Annotated in this window: 1 protein-coding gene; it reads right to left on the reverse strand. The window is 40.5% G+C overall.

Going from position 1 to position 259, the window contains the following annotated elements; all coding sequences use genetic code 11:
- Positions 1-21: 21 nt before the first annotated feature.
- On the reverse strand, positions 22-259 hold a 238-nt coding region (locus Q4528_RS14535), incomplete at its 5' end, for a hypothetical protein (RefSeq protein WP_303522355.1).

The raw sequence follows: 259 nt of genomic DNA on the forward strand, positions 1-259 counted from the left end.
CTTTAAGCTCTCATGTATCACTCACTCATTAGCAGGAGTGAAATAAGTTTTTATCCATTCATAAAAAACCGCTTCAGACAGATCAGCGTTAGCCAAACTTGAAAACTCACCAGCAGGGTCTTGGTCTTTATACGAGAACTGATAAGACACTTGCTCGGGATCTTGGTCATGCAAAACCACAATAATTCGCTTGCCTGATTTTAAGCAATCAATGGTCATAATATCTGCTGGCACGCCATTTTTTCGCATGTTACGGCTT

Origin of the sequence: Staphylococcus pasteuri (genome assembly GCF_030547725.1) — a bacterium.
GTDB classification, from domain to species: Bacteria; Bacillota; Bacilli; order Staphylococcales; family Staphylococcaceae; genus Staphylococcus; species Staphylococcus pasteuri.